The organism is Desulfosalsimonas sp., assembly GCF_055149105.1.
In genome coordinates, this window is the sequence record NZ_JBSRLA010000015.1 from 23435 (window position 1) to 45432 (window position 21998).

Annotated in this window: 19 protein-coding genes; 5 read left to right on the top strand and 14 right to left on the bottom strand. The window is 56.3% G+C overall.

Annotated features, from left to right (window positions below):
• Positions 1–10: 10 nt before the first annotated feature.
• The 8 genes from ACTCIA_RS05485 to aceA form a co-directional block, all read right to left on the bottom strand.
• A complete protein-coding gene (locus ACTCIA_RS05485; protein ID WP_463000793.1) occupies positions 11–946 on the bottom strand; it encodes a cbb3-type cytochrome c oxidase subunit II in 936 nt (311 codons plus the stop codon).
• The gene (locus tag ACTCIA_RS05490) at positions 943–2313 is read right to left on the bottom strand and encodes a cbb3-type cytochrome c oxidase subunit I (protein ID WP_463000794.1); all 1371 of its coding nucleotides are present in this window, start codon (positions 2311–2313) and stop codon (positions 943–945) included. Before ACTCIA_RS05490 ends, ACTCIA_RS05485 begins: the two co-directional genes overlap by 4 nt.
• A 259-nt stretch (positions 2314–2572) precedes the next feature.
• Positions 2573–3124, bottom strand: coding sequence for a cytochrome c3 family protein (locus tag ACTCIA_RS05495; protein WP_463000795.1), 552 nt, complete (start codon positions 3122–3124; stop codon positions 2573–2575).
• Entirely contained in the window at positions 3121–4353 is a 1233-nt protein-coding gene (locus tag ACTCIA_RS05500) for a hypothetical protein (RefSeq protein WP_463000796.1), read from the bottom strand. Before ACTCIA_RS05500 ends, ACTCIA_RS05495 begins: the two co-directional genes overlap by 4 nt.
• The gene (locus tag ACTCIA_RS05505) at positions 4350–4877 is read right to left on the bottom strand and encodes a DUF3341 domain-containing protein (protein WP_463000797.1); all 528 of its coding nucleotides are present in this window, start codon (positions 4875–4877) and stop codon (positions 4350–4352) included. The genes ACTCIA_RS05500 and ACTCIA_RS05505 overlap by 4 nt, the downstream gene beginning before the upstream one ends.
• Positions 4870–6183 (bottom strand): NrfD/PsrC family molybdoenzyme membrane anchor subunit, encoded by a 1314-nt coding sequence (nrfD, locus tag ACTCIA_RS05510; protein ID WP_463000798.1) that lies wholly within the window; start codon positions 6181–6183, stop codon positions 4870–4872. The genes ACTCIA_RS05505 and nrfD overlap by 8 nt, the downstream gene beginning before the upstream one ends.
• A 4-nt stretch (positions 6184–6187) precedes the next feature.
• Positions 6188–9130, bottom strand: coding sequence for a 4Fe-4S dicluster domain-containing protein (locus tag ACTCIA_RS05515; RefSeq protein ID WP_463000799.1), 2943 nt, complete (start codon positions 9128–9130; stop codon positions 6188–6190).
• Between the two features lie 14 nt (positions 9131–9144).
• Entirely contained in the window at positions 9145–10494 is a 1350-nt protein-coding gene (aceA, locus tag ACTCIA_RS05520; protein WP_463000800.1) for an isocitrate lyase, read from the bottom strand.
• 219 nt (positions 10495–10713) lie between these two features.
• Here aceA and ACTCIA_RS05525 point away from each other — a divergent pair, with 219 nt between their 5' ends.
• Complete coding sequence (locus ACTCIA_RS05525; RefSeq protein WP_463000801.1) at positions 10714–11100, top strand: hypothetical protein; 387 nt, start codon at positions 10714–10716, stop codon at positions 11098–11100.
• A 3-nt stretch (positions 11101–11103) separates the two neighbouring features.
• On the opposite strand, the gene ACTCIA_RS05530 is transcribed toward ACTCIA_RS05525, so the two are convergent.
• Positions 11104–12081 carry a YheT family hydrolase gene (locus ACTCIA_RS05530; protein ID WP_463000802.1) on the bottom strand — a complete coding sequence of 326 codons (978 nt, stop codon included), beginning with the start codon at positions 12079–12081 and terminating at the stop codon, positions 11104–11106.
• Positions 12082–12300: 219 nt separating this feature from the next.
• On the opposite strand from ACTCIA_RS05530, the gene ACTCIA_RS05535 reads away from it, so the two are divergent.
• Positions 12301–12687 carry a NifB/NifX family molybdenum-iron cluster-binding protein gene (locus tag ACTCIA_RS05535; protein WP_463000803.1) on the top strand — a complete coding sequence of 129 codons (387 nt, stop codon included), beginning with the start codon at positions 12301–12303 and terminating at the stop codon, positions 12685–12687.
• 34 nt (positions 12688–12721) lie between these two features.
• Here ACTCIA_RS05535 and ACTCIA_RS05540 read toward each other — a convergent pair whose 3' ends face one another.
• Positions 12722–13219, bottom strand: a complete 498-nt coding sequence (locus tag ACTCIA_RS05540; protein ID WP_463000804.1) for a CBS domain-containing protein — start codon at positions 13217–13219, stop codon at positions 12722–12724.
• A 170-nt stretch (positions 13220–13389) separates the two neighbouring features.
• On the opposite strand from ACTCIA_RS05540, the gene ACTCIA_RS05545 reads away from it, so the two are divergent.
• A complete protein-coding gene (locus ACTCIA_RS05545; RefSeq protein ID WP_463000805.1) occupies positions 13390–17640 on the top strand; it encodes a diguanylate cyclase domain-containing protein in 4251 nt (1416 codons plus the stop codon).
• Positions 17641–17646: 6 nt separating this feature from the next.
• Here the strand turns inward: ACTCIA_RS05545 and ACTCIA_RS05550 are convergent, their stop codons facing one another.
• Positions 17647–18477: a putative molybdenum carrier protein gene (locus ACTCIA_RS05550; RefSeq protein WP_463000806.1), complete on the bottom strand. Its 831-nt coding sequence runs from the start codon at positions 18475–18477 to the stop codon at positions 17647–17649.
• Positions 18468–19520, bottom strand: a complete 1053-nt coding sequence (locus tag ACTCIA_RS05555; protein WP_463000807.1) for a tRNA 4-thiouridine(8) synthase ThiI — start codon at positions 19518–19520, stop codon at positions 18468–18470. Before ACTCIA_RS05555 ends, ACTCIA_RS05550 begins: the two co-directional genes overlap by 10 nt.
• A 111-nt stretch (positions 19521–19631) precedes the next feature.
• Here ACTCIA_RS05555 and nth point away from each other — a divergent pair, with 111 nt between their 5' ends.
• Entirely contained in the window at positions 19632–20270 is a 639-nt protein-coding gene (nth, locus tag ACTCIA_RS05560) for an endonuclease III (protein WP_463000808.1), read from the top strand.
• Here nth and ACTCIA_RS05565 read toward each other — a convergent pair.
• Both ACTCIA_RS05565 and ACTCIA_RS05570 read right to left on the bottom strand, forming a co-directional pair.
• Positions 20267–20731 (bottom strand): DnaJ domain-containing protein, encoded by a 465-nt coding sequence (locus ACTCIA_RS05565; protein ID WP_463000809.1) that lies wholly within the window; start codon positions 20729–20731, stop codon positions 20267–20269. The two genes, nth and ACTCIA_RS05565, sit on opposite strands and share 4 nt — an antisense overlap.
• Entirely contained in the window at positions 20731–21198 is a 468-nt protein-coding gene (locus tag ACTCIA_RS05570; protein ID WP_463000810.1) for an HAD family hydrolase, read from the bottom strand. Before ACTCIA_RS05570 ends, ACTCIA_RS05565 begins: the two co-directional genes overlap by 1 nt.
• 311 nt (positions 21199–21509) lie before the next feature.
• Between ACTCIA_RS05570 and ACTCIA_RS05575 the strand changes: the two genes are divergently transcribed.
• A complete protein-coding gene (locus tag ACTCIA_RS05575; protein WP_463000811.1) occupies positions 21510–21998 on the top strand; it encodes a hypothetical protein in 489 nt (162 codons plus the stop codon).

Here is a 21998-nt window from a genome sequence, read left to right on the forward strand (position 1 = left end):
GCAACTGCTCCTATGGTTCATAAGATGCGTCAATGCCGCCGACATCCTCGCCCGCATCACTCTGGTTGATAAAATACTCAGCCACGTAATTGCCCACATCCCAGATTTTTTCCGATTCCAGGTGCTTTTTGAAGTACGGCATGGCCGTACCGGTAATGCCGTTCATGATCTGGTAATACAAAATCCCGCCGGTAATCCCCCGGTCCTTTAACACTGTGAAATTCAGCGGCGGCGGATACAGATAGGGCTGAGCCGGACCCATGCCGTCGCCGATGGGGCCGTGGCATCCCAGGCAGAAATCCTGGTAGATCTTGTGGCCCCGGGCCAGGCCCGCATCCGTGGTGGGATAAGGGTTGGCCATTTTTTGCCAGGTCTCGGGCACATGATCATGGAGCCATTGCACGTTTTTGTCCGTGCCCTTTTCATAGGCGGCAACCGCCCGCTCTTTCCACTTGTTCTGCCGGGCCATGCGCCCGTCTGCATCCTTCATCCCCAGGCTCTGGACATAGGCGGTGAGTTCACCGATCTTTTTTTCGCCCAGAAATGCAAACGCCGGCATGATCGACAGCGGGCTGGTATAGCGGGGATTGACAAAATGGGCCAAGTGCCAGTCGTCCGGATGCTCGCCGCCCTGCTGGGACAAATCCGGACCCGTGCGCTGGGAACCCAGCAAAATGGGCCGGTCTGCCACGTAATCACCGGCATCCGCGATGCGCTCAGCCCCCATGCCCCAGTCAATGCTCCGGATGGACTGGGTGTGGCAGTAAACACACCCGTTTTCAATATAGATCTGCCGGCCCGCGGCCTCGGCATCGGTTCTCTGGCGGAATATCTCAGAAGGCTCGGTCTGGTTGGTGTGATAATAGGGCAGCACCACCACCACGGCCACCACCGCGGCCAGAATCAGCACGCTCCCGGCAAATATCACCGCAGGGGTCATTTTCATCTTCCACCTCCTGCAGGCATGAATACCGATCGGGTGATGTTATAAAACCCGATAATGGCGGAAACAAAAATCAGCACCCCCAGCCCGGCCCGGATCACGTAATACAAATGAATTTCCGGCAGGACCCGGTAGACGGTCTCGCCGTTTAGCCAGGCATTGCCCTGAATGAGTCCGGCAATGGTTAATATCACCGTAAAGCCCACCACACCGATTAAAATCAGCCAGTACTGAAAATCGGCCAGAAACCGGGAAAACAGGGGTTTGCCCGTAATACGGGGCAGCACGTAATAAAGCCCGCCCAAAGCGATCATGCCGGAAAAACCCAGAACACCGATATGGGCATGGCCCACCACCCAGTTGTTAAAATGGGTCACCCGCTGCACCTGGGGCAAAGCCATCATGGAGCCCTGGATGCTGACGAAAAAATACATGATGGTTCCGGTAAACACGAACTTTGCACCGATATCGGCATGAATGGCCCCGAGCTTGCCCCTGGCCGTGTACCAGATGTTGATGAGAAAAGCGGCAACCGGAATCACCATGGCAATGCTGTCAACAATGGCCACCACCTTGAGCCAGGTGGGCACCGGCACCTGAAGCAGGTGATGGGTGCCGATGTGGGTGTAGACCACGATCAGGGCCCAGAACCCCAGCAGCGAAAGGGTATGGCTGTAAAGGGGCGCCCGCACGGCCTTTGGTATCACGTAATAGGCCACGGCAATGGAAAACGGAGTCAACAGCAGGCCGAAAATGTTGTGACCGTAAAACCACAGCAAAATCGCATCCGGAATCCCGGTCAGGGCCCCGCCGTCGGGCTGCCAGATCACGTTGCCCAGGGCATAGGTGAGCATGGTCAGAACAGCCGCCGCGCATGCATACCAGACAGACACATAGATCAGGGGTTCTGTGCGGTTTTGCACGGTCATGAAAAAATTGACCGTAACCATAAAAAAGGCCAGGACCACCAGCAGATCCACCGGCCAGATCAGCTCGGCATATTCCCGGGCCTGGGTATGGCCTGAAAGAAGGGTGACAACCAGGGCCACCAGCATGACATTCCAGGCAATCACAGTGGCCACGCCCAGCTTTTCACTGTAAAGCCGGGTCTGCAAAACCCTGGGGAAAAAATAAAACACCGCCCCCAAAAGCCCCGGGGTGGCAAAACCGAAAAGCACCAGGTTCACATGTGTGGGCCGCACCCGGCCGAAGCTCAGCCATCCGATGTTTTCAGTCAGATCCGGGGCAATCAGCTCGGTTGCCCCCAAAAGCCCCATGAACGTGGCCGCCATCATCCAGAACGCCGAAGTCAGGCAAAACCCCTTGGCAGTGGCATAATCGGTTCGTTTGATGGTTTGGGTCTCTGTCACGCGGTTTCCTTTTCCAACGCCATTGCATTCAATTTATTCATGATGGTTTCGTAAACGCTCAATGCCGCTTACAAACCGACCCCGCCCTTGGACTTCCCCGGAACCCGATTCTATCCGCCATAGTGCCTTGGGGAAATGAGACAATTTGTCCAAGTTCAAGGAAGGCGAAAATTTGAACCACAGACATACTCCTGTATTTCGAGGATTCAAATTTGAGCCTGACACAGAAATTGGGCAAATTGGCCATTTCCGCAAGGCACTAGTTGTGGCAGGCCAGCCAGCAATCCAGATTGGCCTCCTCGGCCCGGTGACACTCCAGGCAGAATCCCATTTGAAACGCCTGGCCCTTCAGCCGGTCCTTTTCCTGCACCTGCCCGTGGCAGGAGGCGCACTCCACATCCTTTTTGATGTGGCGCTGGTGATTAAACATCACATGCTCGGGCAGGTAATTGACCCGCTGCCACGGCGTTGGCGTATCCGTGTCAAAATACGCATGCTCCTTCTGGATTTCCGGATGCCCGGAAATGATGTGATTGTGGCAGAACAGGCATTTTTGCACCTCCGGCACCCCGGGATACGTGGATCTTTCCACATACGGGTGGCAGAAGCGGCAGTCAATGTCCTTGATCCCGGCATGGACCCGGTGGGAAAAGGCAATGGGCTGTTCCGGGCCCATGGCCGCAGACGGATACACATACACCAGGTATGCAAATACTGCAGCCAGCCCCACCGCCAGGATCACAAAAACCACCGGCCAGCGGTTTAGCGCAACTGCTGCAAAAAAGTTCTTTATCCGGTCAAAGGGATTCATGATTGGCCCTGTCCTTCTGTGTCGGGCGGTGTACCCGCGGCCGCCGGGATTCCGGGAAACTGCCCCAGATAAGCGGCCACACTGGCCGCAAGCAGACCGGCAAAGCCGAAAAACATAAACACATCCGCAACTGAGAGCAAAACTCCGCCCCCGGGTTCAAGGGCCGGGCCCAAAAGCAGGTAATGCTCCAGCCACATGCCCGCAATCACCACCGTGCACAACAGCATCATAAACCAGGGCACGGTCTTGATGTTCCGGTTTAACAATATCAAAAACGGCCCGATAAAACAGACGATAAACACGATCCAGGCCACCCGGTTCCAGGGGGCGAGCATGGTGCGCTCAATAACATACACGGTTTCCTCGGAAATATTGCCGTACCAGATCACCACCAGCTGGCAATAGAAAAAATCCGCCCATGCCAGACAGAAGGCCAAAAACAGCTTTCCCATGTCAATAAACTCAGGCCGGCTCATGGTAAAATCCGTATGGCGGCTGACATGCAGTCCCGCTGCAAGAATGATCAGCGCGCCAAAACCCACGTAAACGGCCTTTATAAAAGTGTAGGCCCCAAACAGGGTGGAATACCAGTGGGGGTCTGCGGCCATGACCAGGTCAAACCCGATCAAAGAAAGCACAAATGCAAAAGCCAGCAGATAGAGAACCCCGAACACGTATCTGCGGTGGGCATATACCTGGCTGTCGTCGCCCCGGGCGGCCCAGAACCCGGCCAGCCGCCGCTGGAGCGCAGATCCCGGATTCTCCCGGTCCACCCGGAACCACAGGCTGTAATACAAATAGGCAAAGCCCAGCCCGTAGAGGATCAGCAGCCCGATGATATCCCGGGAAAACAAAAACCCCACGTTTAACCAGACCTCCTTGCCGTGCAGGTCCTGGCCCATCCATGGAAACACGTAGGCCCGGCCGAAAAACAGCCCCAGAAACAGAACAAACGACACCGGAAAAAATGCGGCAAAGGATTCAGCCAAAGCCGAGAGCCGGCGGCTCCAGCGGGCGTGCACGGTATTCATCGTAGCGGAAAACACCAGTCCGCCCTGGGCCACTGCGGAAAACAGCAGAAAATTGACCAGATAGGCCCGCCAGGCGGCTTCGGGCTTTCCCAAAAGCAGACCGGCCGCAAAAGCGGCCACCCCCAGGCCCGACAGCGCCAGGCAAACCGCATAAATGCGCTTTATTGACTTTTGCCGATCCCGGATCTGCTGAGTCACGATTCCCCGCCTGTAGCCGATTGTTCGGGCACTTCCGCGCCCAGTTGGGTTAAAATTGCCCGCAGTTCATTTTCTTTGTCCAAATGGCAGTCCACCACCACCCCGAACCGGTCAGAGGAACACCGGGTGACCCGGTGGGGCAGATCCTGATAGGCCGGCAGCCGGGCCAGCAGAATCAGGCCGAGCACGTTTCCAAACACGGCAAACAAAATCGTGAACTCAAAGCCCACGATAAAAAACGGCACATAGGACAGCACCGGCTTGCCGCTGACCATCAGGTCCCAGCGCGTGGCCGTAAACACGGCAAGAAAATATCCCAGAAAAAATCCCATAAACCCGCCCAAAAGCGTAAACCACCCCACCATGCTTTTTTTGACCCCGAGGGCCTTTGATATGGCCTCGCTGGGAATGGGGCCGCGTACGTCTGCAACAGACCAGCCGGTATCGCGCAGGGTCAAAATGGCTTTGGCCGCCCGGCTGTCGTCTGCAAAAAGGGCGGTTAACTGTGTATGGCCGCTATTCATGGGCTGTTTCCTGATGCTGCAGTTCCTTCATCTCGGTCATGGAAATGGCCGGCAGATGCTTGACAAACAAAAAGTAAAAAAAGAAAAACAGGGAAAAACTGCCCAGCATGATCCCGTACTCGATTGCCGTGGGCGCATACCGGCCCCAGGCATTGGGCAGAAAATCATGGGCCACACTGCTGATGATAATCACAAACCGCTCAAACCACATGCCGATATTAACCACGATGGAAATCCCAAACAACCAGAAAATATGGGTGCGGATGCGTTTGAAGAAAAACAGCAGGGGCACAATGGAATTGCAGACCACCATGATCCAGTAGGCAAGGGCGAATCCGCCGGTGGAACGGAATGAAAACACCTCCATTTCCACGGTGTTCTGACTGTACCAGGCAATAAAATACTCAGTGCCGTAGGCAAAGCCCACGATCAGGCCGGTAAACACGATGGTCTTGGCAACGCTTTCCAGCACGTGCATGGTGATGATGCGCTCTGCCTTAAAAATTTTTCGCATGGGAATCATCAGGGTCAGCACCATGGCCAGGCCCGAATGAATGGCGCCGGCCACGAAATACGGAGCAAATATGGTGGTGTGCCAGCCCGGAATCACGCCCAGGGCAAAATCCCAGGACACCACGCTGTGCACGGATATCACCAGGGGCGTGGCAAGGGCGGCAAACAAGAGATAGCCCCGGGTGTAATGCCGCCAGTGCTCGTATCGTCCGGTCCATCCAAGGCAGAGCACGGAAAACACCTTTTTCCGGACACCCGTGGCCCGGTCCCGGATGATGGCCAGATCCGGCAGCATGCCGGTGTACCAGAAAAGCACGCTGACAATCAGGTAGGTGCTGATGGCCACCACGTCAAACATCAGCGGCGACTGGAAATTGGGCCACAGGGTCCGCTGATTGGGAACAGGCAGCATGTAGTAGACCATCCACACCCGGCCCAGGTGGATAAACGGAAAAAGGCCGGCCGTGCAAACGGCAAACACGGTCATGGTTTCAGCAGCCCGGGCAATGGGGTTTCGCCATTGGGCCCGCAGCAGGTACAAAATGGCGGAGATCAGGGTTCCGGAATGGGCAATACCCACCCAGAACACGAAATTGATCAGATAGGTGCCCCAGTTGACCGGACTGTTCTGGCCGCCTGCGCCGATGCCGACCATGATCTGCCAGCCCCAGCAGAAAGCGCCCACCAGGACCCCGCAAAACAGCAAACCCACCACGCCCCAGTAAAACCGGCCCGGCGGCTCCAGGGTGGCGGCAACAGTGTTGTCAATTTCCTGAAATGAAAGTTTTTCCATGGCCTCAGATCTTGTGCACCACTTTTTTGAGATAAATCACGGCCGGCTTGGTGTTCAAATATCCCATGACCTGATATGCCCGGCGATCCCTGACCATCTGCGATACCCGGCTGCGCTCATCCATGAGACTGCCGAATACCAGGGCGTCTGTGGGACAGGTCTGCACGCAGGCCGGTGTCACCTCGCCGTCTCTGATCTTTCTGTTTTCATCCTTTGCCCGGCCGTGGGCCGCCTTGATGCGCTGGACACAAAAGGAGCATTTTTCCATGACCCCCTTGCTGCGCACCGTGACATCCGGGTTGAGCTGGAGGTTTAACGGTTCCGGCCATTTCCAGTCAAACCAGTTAAAGCGCCTGACCTTGTAGGGGCAGTTCTGGGCGCAGAACCGGGTGCCGATACACCGGTTGTAAATCTGGTTGTTTAACCCCTCCTTGCTGTGATGGGGGGCGTAGACCGGGCAGACCGACTCGCACGGGGCATTGTCGCAGTGCTGGCAGAGCATGGGCAGAAAAACGAAGTTTTCCGGATCATCAATCTGCCAGTAGCGCTCAATGTGGAGCCAGGACATCTCCCGGCCGTTGATGATCTGCTCTTCTCCGGTCACGGCCAGGTTGTTTTCCGCATAACAGGCCGCCGCACAGGCGCTGCACCCGATGCACCGGTCCAGGTCCACCACCATGGCCCAGCGGTAATCTGTGTGATCATGCGGGGGATAAAAATCCCGGTGCTTGTCATAGCCCTCGGGCAGGGGCAGGGTCAGGGGAAAATCGTGCATGGCCAGGCCCTGTTTTTTTTCTTTTTCCGGTTTGGCCAGCTCGTCTGCGGCTACAGTGAGCGCGATTTTGCGGCCGTGGGGGTCCATGCTGCCGGCAGTGGCGGCAAGCTTCTGCTTTTGGCCGGTTTTTTCCACTTCCAGGGCACCGGTCCGGCAGACGGCAATGCCGGCGGCAAATCCGGATTGCACGGAAAAAAGGGAAAACGCGTTTGCCCCCTGCCCTTTTGCATACCTGCCCCCGGCGGTGTGCCCCTGTCCGGCCTGAAGACCGATCACCCCGGGATGAATGTCTGATGTTTCATATACCGGCGCCTGGATCTGTCCGTGGGCGGTACGGATGCGCACCACGTCTTCATGAGCAATGCCAAGGATTTCCGCGGTGTCCGGATGCACCAGTACCGGGCTTTGCCAGGCCACCTGGATGACCGGGTCCGGAATTTCGCAGGCCCAGGGCAGGTCTGCCGCGCGCCCGTCAAAAAAACGTACAGACGGCAGAGCGGCAAAGGAAAGGTCCTGTTCATTGCCGGAAACGGAAATCCTGGTGAGCCATTTTGCAAACCCGGGCTGCTGCAGCCGGGGCTTTTCATGGGCCTGTTTTGACCGGGGCAGATCAAACAGTCCGCCTTTGCCAACGGCCTGCATCCAGGACCGGACATCTGTGACCGGGTAATTTTGCTGCACATGGGAAAGGAGGGCCTCTTTGGCGTTTGCAGTGTTTTGCGGTGCATCCGGGGCGATCTGCAAAAACACATCCGTGATACAAGGCCCGCCGTGAAGGGGTTTCATGGCCGGCTGACACAATGACAGCAGATCCGGGTATGCCCCGTACTCGTCCCAGGATTCCAGGGCCAGGCTGGTGGGAAACACCAGGTCCGCACATTGGGCGGTCTCGTCCATGAAATTGGAAAAACTCACCACAAAGGCATCGGTCTGCTCAAGGCGTTCCTTTATCTCCGGGCCGAGGGCGTATACGGGATTGACCTGATTTAAAAGCACCACATCCGGAGATTGGACACCGATATGATCGAAAAAATCCAAAATCTGCATGTGGGATGCAGCCTTTTGAACGCGGTGCGGCCGGGTAAAATCCATTTTTTCAAGACCCGGGTCCAGCAGGTAGTTGAGCAGGTTGACCGCAAACTCGGTCTGCACGTCACAGGTGTCTGCCGCAGTTGTGGGGCCGCCCAGCACCAGGGGGTTGTCCGCCTCTGAAAGGGCCGAGGCCAGACGCTGCCAGGCATCCGGGTTGATGCCGGATATGGCGGTCACCTGGTTGGCGTCAAAGGGATCTGAAACAGCCCGGATTGCTTTTGCTGTCCTGGCCGGGATGTCTCCGGGCGGGTTTTGTTCCATGACCCTGCGGATCAGGCCCAGGCATATGGCCGCTTCAGTGCCCTGGGCGCAGGAAAGCCAGGCATCGGCATTGGCCCCGGTAATGCCCCGCCAGGGGCTGACATGAAAAAACCGGCCCTTTGCAGCCCCCTGCCAGGCGTGCATGGTTTTAAACTGCCGGGCATATTCCACCGGCGAAAGCCAGGTTTCGCAGAAATCCGCGCCAAAACCCAGCAGAAAGTCCGCCTCCCGGATCTGCCAGGAACCGATGGCATTTACGCCAAAAACCTGCTGGTTGGCCGCCCGGATCTTTTCAAAGGAAAAGGGCTCAAAAACAAGGGGCTCTGTGCTGTTTGCCGCTGCAAGGACTTTTTTGAAAACATCCATGCGCATGTCGCCCTCGATTTGCGTGATCATGCGCACCCGGTTTTCGCCTTTGGCTGCGGCGGCTTTTGTTTTTTCCGCCAGCAGGGCCAGGGCCCTGTCAAATCCGATGGTTTTCCAGGTATTGTTTTCCCTGACGCGGGGCTTTTTAAGCCGGTCCGGATGATAGATTTCCTGAAGGGCGGCCTGGCCGCGGATGCAAAGTTTGCCCTTGTTGACCGGGTGCAGCGGGTTGCCTTCGAGCTTGATAACGCGCCCCTCCCGGTTTTTGGCCAGCACTCCGCAGCCGGCCGGACACTGGCGGCAGGTCGAGGCATACCAGATGTCCTTTCCCGGTATCATGTCGTCTTCAAGCCGGACCAGGGAATAAAGGTTTTTCTCATTTTCCAGGGTGCATGCGGAAACAAACGCCAGGCTTCCCATGCCCGAAAGCTTCAGAAAGGTTCGACGATCCATGCGCCAAAACCCCTTTACTTTCTGGTGAACTGAGAGGTCTCGGTGGAGTCGGCCATGGCGCCGGTGGAGGCCTTGCCGCCGGTGATGGTGGTCATGACCCGGTCAAAATAGCCCGTACCCACAAACTTCTGGTGGGTGGTGGCCATGTAGCCGTCCTCCTTCTCATGTTTGAACTCCTCCTGCTGGAAGCGCGAATACGCCGCCATGCCCTCGTCGCGATAACTGCGGGCCATTTCGAACATCCCCAGGTTCAGAGAATGGAACCCGGCCAGGGTGACAAACTGGAACTTGTAGCCCATGGCCCCCAGTTCCCGCTGGAACCGGGAAAGGGCGGCACTGTCAAGGTTGGCCTGCCAGTTAAAGGATGGCGAACAGTTATAGCACAGCAGCTTGTCCGGGTACTGGGCGCGGATGCCTTCGGCAAACTGCCGGGCCTGGTCCAGGTCCGGCACCGAGGTCTCACACCAGACCATGTCCGCATACGGGGCATAGGAAAGGCCCCGGGCAATGGCGGATTCAACACCGGGCTGGATCCAGTAATAGCCTTCATCCGAGCGCTCCTGGCTGACCATAAAGGGCCGGTCCCGCTCGTCAATGTCACTTGTCAAAAGCTTTGCTGCATCGGCATCCGTGCGGGCGATCAAAAGCGTGGGGGCACCGCAGATATCTGCGGACAAACGGGCGGCAATCAGCTTGGTGATAAACTCCCGGGTGGGCACCAGGACCTTGCCGCCGAGATGGCCGCACTTTTTGGCTGAAGCCAGCTGGTCCTCGAAATGGACAGCCGCGGCCCCGGCTTCGATCATGAACTTCATGATCTCAAATGCGTTTAACGGCCCCCCGAATCCGGCTTCGGCATCTGCGATCACAGGGGCGTACCAGTAAGGCCCGTCCTGCCTGCAGTCGAGCACCTGGATCTGATCGGCGCGCTTAAAGGCGTTGTTGATCCGCCGGACCACGTTGGGCACGCTGTTTGCCGGATACAGGCTCTGGTCCGGATACATCTCGCCGGCTGCGTTATTGTCTGCCGCCACCTGCCATCCGCTCACATAAATGGCCTTCAGACCCGCTTCCACCTGCTGTACGGCCTGGTTTCCGGTCAGCGCGCCCAAAGCCGGCACAAACTCTTCTGTGTGCAGAAGCCGCCACAGGCGCTTGGCCCCGGCATCGGCCCAGGAGTACTGCACCGGCAGCGTACCCCGCAGATGAAGGACATCTGAGGCCGTATACGGCCGGGTCACGCCCTTCCACCTGGGATCGCTCTTCCATGATTGGTCAAGCTGATCGATTTCCTCTGTATCAATGAGATGACAGGACAGCTTTGATTCCAGCTCCACGGCCTGCTCGTTGATGGTCTTGATCATAGAGATTCCTTTTCTCCGGGGGTTGAATGCACAGATCCGCCCGCATCAGCTGGGACGCTGGGGCGGTTTCACAGAAAAGGTAATTCCGGTTTGCATATTTTGCACATGATTTTCTGTTTTATGCAAGAGCCGGAGAAAGAATCAGGAATTCAGACAGAAAAAAACTGGCCCGAATATGAATTCTGGCTTATAAAAAAGAATAATCATGGGACAGGGGCCTTGAAAACCAGCCTGCCTGTCCCTGGCGATTTGAAAGGAGACACAGCCCTGGACGGAAAACAACACGTCTTTTTGTCCGTGGCAGAGGCGATTGACGCCATTCGAACCGATTTTCACCAATACCCACCCCAGCGCCGCCTTTTCATGGACCTCTGCCCTCTGATTTTGGGCCCGGAGATTACGGTCGCAGATGATCCCCGCTGCCAGTGCATGTGGATATCCAAGCCGGGCCGCACGCGCAAAACGCACATGCGCCGCACCACAGCCCGGGAACTGGGAAGGGTCCTGTTAAACGCACTGGAAAACGGGCCCCCTTCAGCCGAGGTCCTGGCGGAAATATGCCGGCACCCGAAAGCATGCGAAAAAAACCGGGTGTGCGGGGTTTGATGACTAATTGCCGTATCGGGCAAAAATCTCAGCCATGGCCTTTTCATACCAGACCTTCAAACGGTAGTTTTGGATAAATCCGTTATGCCCGCCGTGGGCATGCACGATCAGATTTGTCAGGTCATTTAAGCGCAATCCGTAAAAATCCTGCACCGGAATGATCGGATCATCTTTTGAAGTGATGATGGTGGTGGGTACGGCAATATTTTTCAGGGCTGCGCCGGTGAGGGTGTAGGTCCGGAAATAATCGGCCGGCCTGTCAAACGGACTGCAGCGGGGAAGCAGATCCGCGGTGAGCCCGAGGATGGTGTTGTGTGCCAGCACACCGGAAAAATCGTACAGATCCGGATACAACTGCTGCTTGCACGCCAGGGATTTTTTCCATTTTCTCAAAAAATAATACCTGTAAAAAAGCGTCCGGTCCACCACGTCCGTTGCCCGGCCCGGATCCAGCACCGGGCTGACGGCCACCACGTGACAGATTTCCGGTATGGAACGCCGCGAAAGCTCCCGGGCAATGCGAAGCGCGTAATTGCCGCCCAGGGAAAACCCGGCCACGAAAAACGGAACATCTGCGGCCAGTTTTGCCACCTGTTGTGCGGATTCAAAAACCTCGTCAAACAGGGTGCCGAAAAACAGCCCCTTGTTAAGATGATGGCTTTGACCATGATCCCGCAAGTTCAGGCGAAAAATATCATATCCCCGGTCAAACAGATACCTGGCCGTGGTGCGGACATAGGTGGATTGGGCGCTTCCCTCCCAGCCGTGGAGCAAAAGCACCAGGCCCTTTTTTACGGGCTTCGGCCCTGGCGAATAAAACCCCTGAAGACGTGCACCCTGGCTGGTTTCCAGGACATGTTCCCGGGCATCATTGATCACAGCACCGGTATTGGCCGCCCGGAACCGGGCGCTTGCCAGTAATGACTGGATGTGCGGGCCTTTTAACCCGGCCGGGGGAACAAAGCCATTTTGTGCAGACATTTCCGACTCCCTCTGAAAAACACATTGCTTGTCAATAAACACAAAAAATCTTTCTACCGGTTTTCCCTGTTTCTTTCAAGCCGGCATATACAAAAAGGCATTGACAAGCCCCCGGCCAGTCATTAATTTGTTGTGAACTTTTGCGCAGAACGCGAAACCCTGCAATCTGCGGCAAGCATCACAAAAAAAACATCTTCAGCAAAAAGGGAACAAACAGACATGAAAACGAAAATAGCGATCCCCTCGGCTGCGCCGGGCGGACTGGAAGCTCCCCTGGAAGCGCATTTCGGCCATTGCGACCTCTACACCCTGGTGGAAGTGGAAAATGATCAAATCCAGAACGTGGAAGTGGTGCCCAACATTCCCCATGCGCAGGGCGGGTGCATGGCGCCGGTTCAATATCTGGCGGACAAACAGGTGCAGAAACTGGTGGCAGGGGGAATGGGCATGCGCCCGCTTATGGGATTTAATCAAATGGGAATTGAGGTTTATTATGGTGAACAGGCCCCGACTGTTGGCTCTGCCGTGGACGCCCTGATCAGCGGCCGGCTGCGGCAGTTTACCCAGAATCACACCTGCGGCGGCGGAGCCGGCGGCTGCCATTGATCCAAACTCCCGTCAAATAACATCTGACGGGCTTTTATTCCTTTTCCTGCCTGGCGCCGGAACGCTCTCGCCCCCGGTGCCAGGCCCAGTTCTCGTAATACTCCCAACTGGCAATGCGATTGAGTTCCCTGATTTTCCGGTCTTTTTCCAAAAGACTGGAACGCAGTACATCGCCGATGGACAGCAGGCCGATACATTCCTTGTCTTCCATGACCAGGATATGGCGGATAAAAAGTCCCAAAAACATCTCCTCAAGCCGCTCTGAGGGCGTATCCGGGGCAACCGAAACCAGATCGGCATGCATGTAATCATCCACCACAGCCTTCTGCGGATCAAAGCCGGGCTCCAGCATATTGTTCAAAAAATCCCGCTCGGTCCATATTCCGGCAATCCGCCTTTCCCTGCCGATTAACATGGAGCCGATATTATAGGCTGCCATTTGTTTGAGCACCTCGATAACCCGGGACCCCGGGAGCATGGTGACAAGGTTTGTGGTCCTTTTTTCCTGCAATATTTCGGCTGCTGTTTTCATGTTTGTCTCCCTGTTGATACGATGATTGCAAAAACATAACGTCCCTCCGGCCGGTGCGCAAACAGATGACCCGGGCCCGGCATTGTATAATCTGGTTGCTATTGAATTGATTTTTTCTTATGATTTGGTAAGAATTCCGGCATCAAAGGCCTGTCCAACCCGGGGGATGGATGAAATACCAGAAACTTCTCTACTTCCTTCAAAACGTCGGTAAAAACCCGTCAGCCCTGATTTATGAAGACGAGCTGACAGGGCTCAACAACCGGCGATACCTGTTTCACCACTGCCAGAACGCCATTGACTGGCAGGCCCTTGACCGTCGGCCGGTCAGCCTGGTGATGATCAATATTGATTATTTCAAACGGATCAACAACCAGTACGGTCACAACACAGGTGATCAGGCCCTGATCCATGCCGCGGAAAGCATCCGCACGGCAGCTCCGGAAAATGGCGTCTGCGTACGCTATGCCGGGGACAGCTTTTTTCTGCTCCTGGCCGATCACAGTAAACCCGAAGCCCGCAGCATTGCTGAAAAGCTGCTGTATCAGATCCGCAGACAACCCTTTTCCGCCCCTGAAGCCGGAACCCGGATACCGCTGAGCCTGAGCATCGGCATTGCCGGCGCGCCTGAAGACGCCGCTGAGATCAAAAACCTGATCCACAAGGCTGACACAGCCATGCAGGCCGCCCGCAAAGCCGGACGGGACCGGTGCATGGATGCAGCAGAAGTCAGCGATGCCGGGGTGTTTCCCAAAACCGCCCTGCAATACCTGGAAAATGCCGGCCTTGCCGGAAGGGGTGACCAGCTGGCAAGGATGCGGGAATCACTCCGGCATTTTAACCAGGGCCAAAGCCGCATGGTCATTGTGGACGGCGCTCCGGGCATCGGCAAAACCCGCTTTTTGACCACAATTGAAAAGGACCTGGAGGAAAATTTACAGCCCGTCCGGGTCCAGGGGATCATCCAGGAGGCTTTCCGGCCCTATTACCTGGCCGCCTACATTGCCATGGCCCTGATGAACAGGCTGGAGGACAAGGGCCTGTCCATTTTAAAACAAGCAGATGATTCGGAAATCGACCGGCTTGCCCAGGTGATTCCCCAGATCCGGGAAGGCGAGGCCCCTCTGCCGGAAAATGACCCTGAGGCGCGCGAGGCTGTCTTTGAATCCTTTACCCGGTTTATCATCCGCCTGGCCGGCGGCCGCCCCCTGGCGGTGCTTGTTGACGATCTTCACTACTGCGATCCGGCCTCCCTTCACCTGATCCGGATGCTGATGCAAAGCAGGCGGGTTCCGGTATTTTTCTGCGGCACCGCGGCCCGGGAAAAACAAACCATCGGCGAAGCCGTGTCCCTGGATCTGTTCCGGAACGCGTACTCTGAAGAACTCGAAATCCAGGACATTGCCCTTACCCCCTTGAGCCAGTCCGATATCGAAACCCACCTGGATGCCATATTCCCCGGCATTCAGGTGCCCAGGGGCCTTTGCCGGGAAATGGCCCGGGTAACCCGCGGAAATCCATTATTTTTAACCGAAATCATCAGGAAAATGATCCAGGACGGCCATATTGTCAAAAAAAACGGCAAATGGACGGTTTCTGCCCTGGACAAGGAGTATTTCCCCCGCTCTTTGGAGAAAATCATCCGCTTGAAAATGAATTCCCTGGACGAGGACAGCCGGCGGTTTCTGGACCAGGCATCGGCTTTTGGCGAATCCACGTTTTTAAGCATGCTTGCCGGCATCACCCGGGATTACTCGGCCCGGCTCTATGAAATCATCGACAATGCCGAGCAGCAGGGCATCGTTGAAACGGAATTTGCTGCTGATGACGAAAACATCCGTTTTTCCAGCAAACAAGTCAGAGATATTATTTACGACGGCATCAGCCCGGCGGAAAAAAAGCTGCTTCACCAGCAGATCGGCATCTACCAGGAATCGTTGTTTCAACAGAACCTGCTGCCTTCTGCCGCGTTTCTGGCCCATCATTTCAGCCGGTCTGATGAAATCGAAAAAGCCCGGGAGTACAAGGAATTCCAGGACAACTGGAACCAGCATCTGTTCCGGGAAGACGAAATGGAAAACTGGAGCGCCGATTTTGACCCGGAAACTGTTGACCGGGATGAAACCGGCCCGGAAACCGGACTGGGCGATGAACGCCTGCCCCCCCAGGCCCGGCAGCTGGTGCCGCACCTGCTCCGTGCGCTGCTGGTGGCTGTGCGAAACACCAGGCTTTATCCGGCGGGCAGCAAATCGGTTGTCACCGCCTCAAGGGACCTGCTGCGCATACTGGAACGAATCTTTTATACCAACAGCCAGGTTTCCATCACCGTTGAAGGCGATGACCTCTGGATTAACGGGGAAAAAATCCGGGATGCCGCCCCATCCGGTGTTTCCGCCAATATCCGGGCACTTTTTTCCCGCATGGAAATCAAAAGCCTGATATTCAAATACGGCACAGCCGAAACCGAGCTGCAGCGCGTACTCGACGAAATCAGCCAGGCCGGCAGAAAGACCATCCCGCCGGGATTCTGGAAGAGCTTTGCAGACCGGCACAATCTTACCTGCGTGCATGTCCGCCAGGTCACTTATACGCGGGTTGAAACATCTGACGCCCCGGCAGAAGACCCGCTGGAAATCCCGGATGCGTCCCCTGAGGAAGCGGCAAGGTCTTCAGATACCCAAACCCGGCAGGCGCAACGGATCATCGGGGCATTTCTGGGCACTTACAGCAAATTCCGGCTTTATCCCGCCGGCGGACCTGTCACCCGGGAAGCGGTGGCCATGCTCATGGGCGAACTCCAGGCGGTTTTTGCAAGTCAGCCGATCATTGTATTCTCCCGGGTAAAAAACAGCCTGCTCATCAACGGGGCAAAGGTGGATCCCAGTGGTTTTGAGGCCCTGTATAGCGGCATGACCCGCTTTATGACCCATACCGGCATCCACAGCCTGACACTGACTTCCGGGATAACGGAAAAGGATCTGAACACGTTTTTTCAGGCCTGTTTTGAGTTACCCGAGGACCGGCAGGAGCTGGCCGGGTTCTGGCAAAAACTGGCAAACAGGCACAAACTGTCCGGTCTTTTGATCAATCAGCGCCTCTACGATGAGCAGCACATTCACGCCAGGGCTGAAATGACGGAAGCAGAAGACGACCAGAGCCGTCAACACGCATCCGCCGGGGAAAAAACAGCAGCTGACGAGTCCGAATCGGAAAGCGATGCACCACCCGACCCCATGTCCGGTGAGGATGATCAAGCGCTTGCCGCCCGGCTGCGGGACCTGTTTTTAAAAGGGGAAACCGAAAAGGTCAAAAGGATTTTGCAGCAGCTGGCCCATTTGCATGACGCTTCCGACAAAACGGAAAAAATCAGGATCCGCAACCGCTTTTACGCTGTTCTGGATCCCCCCGGATGGCAGCCGGCCGGGGCTTATCTCAAGCTGGTACTCAGCGCGCTCATGCCGCTTATCGAGGCTGAAACCCACGGCCCCGCCGTGCGCCAGGCCGCAGACAGGCTTCATCAATGCGCGGCATCCCTGATTCTTTACGGGGAATACCCGGCAGCCGCCTGGATTTTCTCCCGGCTCCTGCAGCATCCGGTACTGACCGCAGACAGCGGCATGGAGCCATCTGACCGGCCCCAGGTTCTTGGCCGGCAGCTGGATACGGAAATCGTGGACATACTCCGGGCGGACATGAAGGCTTCAGACAGGCAACGCCGTCAGCAGGCCTGCCAGCTCATCAGCACCCTGGGCACCGGCATGACCCCAATGCTCATTGAAATCATCACCCAGGAAGAAGACATCCGGGTCAGGCGGCTGGCTGCCCGGCTGCTGGCCAACTTCGGCCAGGCAGGCGCCGACCGGCTCAAGTCCGCGCTGATTCATGAAACCCGGGAAGATGCAAAAATAAAAATTCTGGAAATCATAGACGGGGTGACAACCGAGCTGACCACAGAGCTTCGCTACACAATGGCAGACGCAAATCAACATGTCCGGCGGGCCGCTTTCCGGCTCATCCAGAAAATTGACAAGCCCGAAACCACATCCCTGCTCGGTGAACTGGCCGGCAGCCGGGATTCAGAACTGGCAGCAGAAGCGATCAATCATCTGGGCACGAGAAAATCCGCCCAGGCAGCCGGGATTCTGATGGAACTGGTGGAGAAGAGAAACGACCCGGAGCTGCTGTGCGCCGTGTGCCGGGCCATGGGCCAGCACGCCAGCGACCGGTTCCTCCAGTCCCTGGAAAAAATTTTGTTTTCACAGCGACGTGTGTTTAAAAAACGGCTTTATCCGACCCGGGTGCGCATCGCAGCGGCTTACGCCGTCTCCAGGACGCCCGGACCCCGGGCGCGGCAAATGATCGATGCGCTCAAAAACGACAAAGACCCCCGGGTACGGGAAGCGGCAACAATGATGAGCTAAGGGAGGTTACTTGACCACGCGCAGATGCCCCATCTGCCGGAGTCTCTCCCACAACTTCCGCAGGATCACGCGTACCGCTCCGGAAGCTTCCAGATCCGGTTTTTCCGCCTGCTGCCGGCAGGATTCCAGCAGCGCGGAGTTGCCGGCATCCAGACCGAATTCTTCAAGAATCGGTTCGCCCAGGATGTCTTTTAAGCCGGCCAGATCATCGCCCGGCCGGCTGGCCACCCTGGACTTGGTTTTTGCGCTCAGGCGTTCCAAAAGCAGATTCACGGCTTCATCCACGCTTGCGGGCAGCTGGTTATCTGAATCCGCGGCATTCTCCCGGCCGGGGAAAAACTCCGCGGCATTGGGCATGGCCCCGGAAATGGCATCCATGTGAAGCACCATTTCCAGCAGATTCCAGGTCAGCTCGTAAATGCTCTCATCCTTGCTGGCACGGGGGCCGGCCACATTTAACACATGAACTTCGTGGCCCCTTAACCACTCGTAAACATCAATGGCCGCATCAAAGACAATAACGGTTTCCAGGTCCACATGGACACAGGGCCGCCCGTGTTTTTGCGCAACCTCAAATGTCAGAAGGGAACCGCCGGACAGCGGTCCCCGGCTGACAATCAGGGTACCGTCCGAGTCTTCGACATTTTTTTCCGTGCGCCGGGCATAGCCGCCGCCGGGCAATTCACTCAGCCCGTAGCGGTCCGGAATCAGACCGTCTTCAGCCATGCGGCCCTCGGGCATCCAGCCGCCGTGGTTCATATCGTATTCAATGGCAAAATCCAGGGCGGCCCGGTCTGCGCCGGTCTGACCGCCTGAAACAATTTTTGTTATCTGCATGGCAATATCATCCATTGGCTTGCAATTTCTGGGTTGACCGGAACAACGGAAATCACCCGGGCGTCTTCGCCCGGCAGGGTCACTTCCACCTCTGCGGGCTGATCTCCCGCGGCCTTGCTGTAGCCGGCGCATATGGCCGCTGCCTGCCGGATGCAGGCACCGGAGCTGGACTCCAAAATGACGCCCAGGGGGCCGGCCATCTGATTCATCCGGAGGCGGGCGTCTGCATCCGGGTCATACAGACGGGCAATCTGCTCGTTTTCTGCCTTGTTGCGGCCCATCACCAGCTTTGTCCCGGCATCCAGGCGCAAATGACGGCCGTATTTGAGCAAATCCAGCTCCCGCCTGAGCCATTTCCGCCTGTGGGCCATCAGGTCCTTTAACCGCCCGGCAAACCCGGCATCCGTCAGCAGGCACCCGCCGGCCGGGGCCGGGTAATCGGTGATGGCCAATTGTTTTGCCAGCGCCATCTGGGGCTTTCTGGACCGCCCGGAAAAATCGCAGAGCTGATCGCGGTCCACCAGGCCCTTTTCTTCCATGGGTGTCATTGGCAGGTTTTTGGCCGACAGCGGACGCAGGATATATCCGTCATAGCCCGAGCGTTTCTCCACATATCGCAAAGACGGTTTGACCTGGCTCATGGGCCGCTGGCCCACCACCTCTCCGGAAAACAGAAAATCCGCGCCGATTTCTTCCATCATTTCCCCGGCAATGCGAAACATCAGGGCATGGCAGTCCATGCACGGATTGACGAACTGGCCGTAGCCCGCCGGCGGGGCGGCCAGCATTGGCAAATAACGATCCGTGATATCTTTGACAATCAGCTCAATGCCGGTCTGCGCGGCTGCGGCCCGGGCTTTTTCCGCATCAAAAAAAGGGGTTTCAAAGCTGATCCACACCACGTCAATGCCCTGGCCGCGAAGCACAAGCCCGGCCAGGATGCTGTCAAGACCCCCGGAGCAAAGCCCCAGGGCTCTTGTTTTTTTTTTGCCGCAATCCATGGTATGAAAAGCCAAAATATTTGTGGCGCTATGGTAATTCATATTCATTTTTATTGATGGGTCAACAAATTCAAACTTTTTATCCAGTGCCGCGCCACCGGGACGATCACGTCCCGCTCTGACAACGCACAAAAATCAACAGGCCTGTTTCACATGACCGGAAAAAAAAATCGCATACGCGAAATTCGACAGATATTAAGGGCCCAATACCCGGATGTCAAGACGCAGTTGAAACACAACAACGCGTTTGAACTGCTGGTGGCCACCATTCTTTCGGCCCAGTGCACCGACCGGCAGGTCAATGCGGTTGTGGGCCCCTTATTTGAAAAATTCAAAACACCCAATGATTTTGCCGAAGCCGACCTCAAAGAAATTGAAACCCTGATCCGGTCCACGGGGTTTTACAAAAACAAGGCAAAGCATATCCAAAACTGCGCCCGGGATCTGGCCGAGCGGTTCAACGGCCGGGTGCCCGGCAACCTGGAGGATCTGGTGTCGCTGCCCGGCGTGGGGCGCAAAACCGCAAACGTGGTGCTGGGAGCGGCCTTTGGCATTCCCGGAATGGTGGTTGACACCCATGTGGCGCGCATCTCCCGCCGCCTGGATATGACCCGCAACAAAGATCCGGAAAAAATCGAGGCCGATCTCATGACGGTGATCCCCAAAAAGGAGTGGAATAATTTTTCCCTGCACCTGATTTTTTTCGGCCGGCAGATCTGCAAGGCCAGAAAACCCGAATGCGAAAACTGTTTTCTGGCCCATCTCTGTTATTCAGAAGACAAAAGAACCTAAGGAGTTTTGCCGGTCAGGGCCTCGTAAGCCTCCTGGATTTCCAGAAACCGCTGTCTGGCCAGTTCCTGGAATTCCTCCCCGAGATGGGAGACCTTGTCGGGATGATACTGGTGGGCCAGCCGGCGGTAAGCCTCGTGGATTTCCTGGCTGGATGCGCCGGCTGAAAGGCCCAGCACTGTATAGGGGTCCTTTTTGCCGGCTGTCTGCTGCCGCCCCCCGGTACTCCGCTCCTGATCTTTGGATTTTCCGGTGTTCGAGCCGCCCGTGCCGAAAAGCCAGCCGGCAATACGGGAAATAAAGGCGGGCCAGCGGCCGGTTTTCAGGTAATAAATCAGCAGGGCCACCAGCCCGAGATCATCGAGTCTGCCGGCAATGGGGAAAAAATCCGGCAGCAGATCCACCGGGCTGATGATATAGATCAGGCCCAGCACGATAATAAGAACGACCCAGAAGGGATTCATCAGCTTCTCAGGGTGGCTTTAATGCGCAGGGGGTTGGCCAGCAGCCCCAGGGCCGAAAGAATCGAGGGGCAAAGCACGTCTGCGGCATTGACGGTCTCCACACAGGCGCCCTCATCGAGCAGAACGCAGATGCCAAGGGCGGATTCAGCCAGCATGAGCCGGTCGTTTCTGCCGTTTCCAATGGCAGCGGTGTTTTTCGCCCCCAGCTGCCGGACATACTCGCGCTTGGCTGCCGACTGGTCGCCTGCAGGCAGAATCGAAAGGCTGCAGGGCATGGCTTTAAGCTCTGCAGCCGCCTTGCCAAAGGTGTCGGCGGTCAGCACGTGCAGTTCCAGTTCACCCGCCAGGTTTTCCAGAGCCCGGTCCACGCCGGCCACGGCCCGGCCGTCGACTGCCAGGGTGCCGTTATAATCCATGACCACGTATTTGAGATCCAGGGTGCCGTATCCCGGTATATCGATTTTCAAACCCGCCCCTTTTGATTTGCTTGTGATTTTTTTAAATCCAGACCCGGGCAATTGGGCCGGATCTTTTCCTGATCCATATCAATACTAAAAGCCTGATTTTTGTCAAGGGAGCAACCCGTCCCCCGTCGGCCCGGACGCGAAAAGCCCTGCAAGATCTTTATATTTGCAGGATATTGCACAAAAACAAAAAATTGCCCGAAACTTTCCAACAAGTGAAATTGCCTTGAAACTTCAATGACATTTTGTTACTTGGAAAATATTTTCATACAGATTTTCATTTATTTTTAAAAACCAGCCAAAAAGAGGTACACATGCCAACGCAATTTAGCAGGGAAGAATACCGGAAACTCATGGATCTGGCCATGATCGCCAGTTGGGTTCTTCACGTGTTTGAAACCGAGGAAAATCCCGAAACCCGGGACTATGACCAGGTGATCCAAAAGATTTACGAAGGAGCCCGGGAAAAGGGCCTGGGCGACCTGGTGGCCTATGACGAGCAGGCGGACGCATATCAGCCCACCCCGGATTACGAGGAGGAATCCGAGGTCATGGACCTGCTCGAGGATTTCGAGGACAACCTGTTCTGGTTCGGCCTGGCCCAGCGCATGGCTCTGAAAACCCTTGTGGACAAAAAGGGTATTGAAACCTATGACGAGCTTTTTGACGAGGAGAACGCCGCCCAGCTCCGGGCTCTGGAATCGCTGTTTGCCGACGAGTTCTACGAAAACGGTTTAAACAACATCCATGCAGACCTCAGCACGGATGTATCCGGTTCCGACATCCCCAAAGAGCCTCACTGA

What these genes read in the sequence shown, in the direction of transcription:
- ACTCIA_RS05485 (WP_463000793.1), bottom strand. Translation starts at nt 946, where the DNA reads ATGAAAATGACCCCTGCGGTGATATTTGCCGGGAGCGTGCTGATTCTG.
- ACTCIA_RS05495 (WP_463000795.1), bottom strand. Translation starts at nt 3,124, where the DNA reads ATGAATCCCTTTGACCGGATAAAGAACTTTTTTGCAGCAGTTGCGCTA.
- ACTCIA_RS05505 (WP_463000797.1), bottom strand. Translation starts at nt 4,877, where the DNA reads ATGAATAGCGGCCATACACAGTTAACCGCCCTTTTTGCAGACGACAGC.
- nrfD (WP_463000798.1), bottom strand. Translation starts at nt 6,183, where the DNA reads ATGGAAAAACTTTCATTTCAGGAAATTGACAACACTGTTGCCGCCACC.
- ACTCIA_RS05515 (WP_463000799.1), bottom strand. Translation starts at nt 9,130, where the DNA reads ATGGATCGTCGAACCTTTCTGAAGCTTTCGGGCATGGGAAGCCTGGCG.
- aceA (WP_463000800.1), bottom strand. Translation starts at nt 10,494, where the DNA reads ATGATCAAGACCATCAACGAGCAGGCCGTGGAGCTGGAATCAAAGCTG.
- ACTCIA_RS05530 (WP_463000802.1), bottom strand. Translation starts at nt 12,081, where the DNA reads ATGTCTGCACAAAATGGCTTTGTTCCCCCGGCCGGGTTAAAAGGCCCG.
- ACTCIA_RS05535 (WP_463000803.1), top strand. Translation starts at nt 12,301, where the DNA reads ATGAAAACGAAAATAGCGATCCCCTCGGCTGCGCCGGGCGGACTGGAA.
- ACTCIA_RS05540 (WP_463000804.1), bottom strand. Translation starts at nt 13,219, where the DNA reads ATGAAAACAGCAGCCGAAATATTGCAGGAAAAAAGGACCACAAACCTT.
- ACTCIA_RS05545 (WP_463000805.1), top strand. Translation starts at nt 13,390, where the DNA reads ATGAAATACCAGAAACTTCTCTACTTCCTTCAAAACGTCGGTAAAAAC.
- ACTCIA_RS05550 (WP_463000806.1), bottom strand. Translation starts at nt 18,477, where the DNA reads ATGCAGATAACAAAAATTGTTTCAGGCGGTCAGACCGGCGCAGACCGG.
- ACTCIA_RS05555 (WP_463000807.1), bottom strand. Translation starts at nt 19,520, where the DNA reads ATGAATTACCATAGCGCCACAAATATTTTGGCTTTTCATACCATGGAT.
- nth (WP_463000808.1), top strand. Translation starts at nt 19,632, where the DNA reads ATGACCGGAAAAAAAAATCGCATACGCGAAATTCGACAGATATTAAGG.
- ACTCIA_RS05565 (WP_463000809.1), bottom strand. Translation starts at nt 20,731, where the DNA reads ATGAATCCCTTCTGGGTCGTTCTTATTATCGTGCTGGGCCTGATCTAT.
- ACTCIA_RS05575 (WP_463000811.1), top strand. Translation starts at nt 21,510, where the DNA reads ATGCCAACGCAATTTAGCAGGGAAGAATACCGGAAACTCATGGATCTG.